The organism is Pseudomonas sp. (assembly GCF_050739995.1).
GTDB lineage: Bacteria > Pseudomonadota > Gammaproteobacteria > Pseudomonadales > Pseudomonadaceae > Aquipseudomonas.
The window spans coordinates 1-3,164 of record NZ_JBOICG010000709.1; the positions used below are offsets into that span (position 1 = coordinate 1).

General features: G+C 60.6%; 4 protein-coding genes. All 4 read left to right on the forward strand.

Features of this window, described 5'->3' with window-relative positions:
- Window positions 1–622 (forward strand): ABC transporter permease (locus ACRESD_RS24030; protein ID WP_431753184.1); only part of this gene is annotated, 622 nt, incomplete at its 5' end.
- Complete coding sequence (locus ACRESD_RS24035) at window positions 609–1,409, forward strand: ABC transporter permease (protein ID WP_431753185.1); 801 nt, start codon at window positions 609–611, stop codon at window positions 1,407–1,409. The genes ACRESD_RS24030 and ACRESD_RS24035, both read left to right, overlap by 14 nt.
- Window positions 1,406–2,395, forward strand: coding sequence for an ABC transporter ATP-binding protein (locus ACRESD_RS24040; RefSeq protein WP_003172971.1), 990 nt, complete (start codon window positions 1,406–1,408; stop codon window positions 2,393–2,395). The genes ACRESD_RS24035 and ACRESD_RS24040 overlap by 4 nt, the downstream gene beginning before the upstream one ends.
- 30 nt (window positions 2,396–2,425) lie before the next feature.
- Window positions 2,426–3,079, forward strand: coding sequence for an HAD family hydrolase (locus tag ACRESD_RS24045; RefSeq protein ID WP_431753186.1), 654 nt, complete (start codon window positions 2,426–2,428; stop codon window positions 3,077–3,079).
- Window positions 3,080–3,164 lie beyond the last annotated feature (85 nt).

Consider the following 3,164-nt stretch of genomic DNA (forward strand, 5'->3'; position numbering starts at 1 on the left):
GTTCGGTATCCTCATCGCCATCCTCGGCAGCTATTCGCTGCGCAAGGTCGACTCGCGCCTGCGCGACTTCGTCAACGCCTTCGCCAATATGACCAGCAACTTCGCCGGGGTGCCGCTGGCCTTCGCCTTCATCATCATCCTGGGCTTCAACGGCGCCATCACGCTGCTGCTGAAACAGGCGGGCATCATCGAGGACTTCAACCTCTATTCGAAGACCGGCCTGATCATCCTCTACACCTACTTCCAGATCCCACTCGGCGTGCTGCTGCTCTACCCGGCGTTCGATGCCTTGCGTGAAGACTGGCGCGAATCGGCCTCGCTGCTCGGCGCCAGCGGCTGGCAGTTCTGGCGGCATATCGGCCTGCCGGTGCTCACCCCGGCACTGCTCGGCACCTTCGTGATCCTGCTGGCCAACGCACTGGGCGCTTATGCCACGGTGTACGCGTTGACCACCGGCAACTTCAACGTACTGCCGATTCGAATCGCGGCGATGGTCTCCGGCGACATCTCCCTCGACCCGAACATGGCCAGCGCCCTGGCCGTTGTACTGGTGGCACTGATGACCGTGGTCACCGTGGTCCATCAACTCCTGCTCAAGAGGAGCTACCATGTCTCGCGCTGAAGCCGGTCCGGCCTCCCTCTACCATCGGGTGGTGGTGTGGCTGTTGTTTGCAATCCTGGTGTTGCCGTTGGTAGGCACCTTCATTTACTCCATCGCCAGCAGTTGGTCGGCGACCATCCTGCCCGCCGGGTTTACCGTGAAATGGTACGTGCAGCTGTGGAGCGACCCGCGCTTCCTGGCGGCCTTCGGCCAATCGTTGCTGGTGTGCGTGGGTGCGCTGATCCTGTCGGTGGTGTTGATCCTGCCCCTGCTGTTCGTGGTGCATTACCACTTCCCCAAGCTCGACGCATTGATGAACATCCTGATCCTGCTGCCCTTCGCGGTACCGCCGGTGGTGTCGTCGGTCGGCTTGTTGCAACTCTACGGTTCGGGGCCGATGGCGATGGTGGGCACGCCGTGGATTCTGATCGGCTGCTACTTCACCGTGGCGCTGCCGTTCATGTACCGGGCGATCACCAACAACCTGCAAGCGATCAACCTGCGCGACCTGATGGACGCCTCCCAACTGCTCGGCGCCAGCACCTGGCAGGCGGCGATCCTGGTGGTGCTGCCGAACCTGCGCAAAGGCCTGATGGTGGCGCTGCTGCTGTCGTTCTCGTTCCTGTTCGGTGAGTTCGTGTTCGCCAATATCCTCGTGGGTACGCGCTACGAGACCCTGCAGGTGTACCTGAACAACATGCGCAACAGCAGCGGCCACTTCACCAGCGCCGTCGTGATTTCCTATTTCTTCTTTGTGCTGGTGCTGACCTGGGCCGCCAATATCTTGAACAAGGACAAAAGCCAATGAGCTTCGTCAGCGTCCAACACCTGCAAAAAGGCTACGCCGGCACCCCGGTGTTCAGTGACATCAACTGCGAAATCGCCAAGGGCGAGTTCGTCACTCTGCTCGGCCCGTCCGGTTGCGGCAAGTCGACCCTGCTGCGCTGCATCGCCGGGTTGACCTCGGTGGACAGTGGGAAAATCCTGCTGGACGGCCAGGACATCGTCCCGTTGAGCCCGCAGAAACGAAACATCGGCATGGTGTTCCAGAGCTATGCGCTGTTCCCCAACATGACCGTGGAACAGAACGTCGCCTTCGGCCTGCGCATGCAGAAAGTCAATGCCGACGACAGTCACAAGCGCGTACAGGAAGTGCTGCAACTGGTGGAACTCAAGGACCTCGCCGGCCGCTACCCGCATCAGATGTCCGGCGGCCAGTGCCAGCGCGTGGCCCTGGCTCGCTCCCTGGTGACCCGCCCACGCTTGTTACTACTGGATGAGCCGCTGTCGGCACTGGATGCGCGGATTCGCAAACACCTGCGTGAACAGATCCGTCAGATCCAGCGTGAACTGGGCCTGACCACGATCTTCGTGACCCATGACCAGGAAGAAGCCCTGACCATGTCCGACCGCATTTTCCTGATGAACCAGGGCAAGATCGTGCAAAGCGGCGACGCTGAAACGCTCTATACCGCGCCGGTAGACGTATTTGCCGCCGGGTTTATCGGCAACTACAACCTGCTCGACGCCGACAAGGCCAGCCAGTTGCTGCAACGCCCGATCAGCGGGCGTATCGCAATTCGCCCGGAAGCCATAGAACTGAGCCGCAGCGGCGAGCTGGACGCATTGGTGCGCAGCCACAGCCTGCTGGGCAACGTAATTCGCTACCGCATCGAAGCGCGCGGCGTGGAATTGGTGGTGGACGTGCTCAACCGCTCGGCCGACGATCTGCACCCCGACGGGCAGCGCCTGGCACTTTCCATCGACCCCAGTGCGTTGTGTGAAGTAGCCTGATGCAACGATTGACTTGAGAGAGCGTGACGGATGGCATTGGTAATTTTTGATCTGGACGACACCCTGATCCATGGCGACTGCGCCACCTTGTGGAGCGAGCAGATGGGCCGCCTCGGCTGGGTCGACCCTGAGTCGTTCATGCGCAAGAACGACGAACTGATGGACGCCTACAGCCAGGGCAAGCTGTTGATGGAAGACTTCATGGATTTCAGCCTGGAGCCGATGATTGGCCGCACGCCGGAAGAAATCGAGCACTTGGTGGAGCCGTGGGTCGAGGACGTGATCGAGCCGCTGATCTACAGCGACGCCACCAAGACCATCGCCCGCCACCGTGCGAATGGCGACCGGATTCTGGTGATTTCCGCCTCGGGCACCCACCTGGTCGGGCCGATTGCGGCACGCATCGGTATTGATGAAGTGCTAGGCATCAACCTTGAAGTCAACCATGGCGTGTACAGTGGTCGTACCGTGGACGTACTGACGTACCGCGAAGGCAAGATCACGCGGTTACTGCAATGGTTGGAGCAGGAAGGCGAGACGTTGGACGGCGCTTACTTCTATTCGGATTCGCGAAACGACTTGCCGTTGTTGAGCAAGGTCGAATACCCGCAGGTGGTGAATCCGGACCCGGTGTTGCGTGCCCACGCCGAACAGGCTGGCTGGCCGATTCATCATTGGGTCTGACACGGGATGGCTTGAATTGGAATCCAATCAACTGTGGGAGGGGGCTTGCTCCCGATGGCGGTGCATCAGATGAAACATTCTTCAC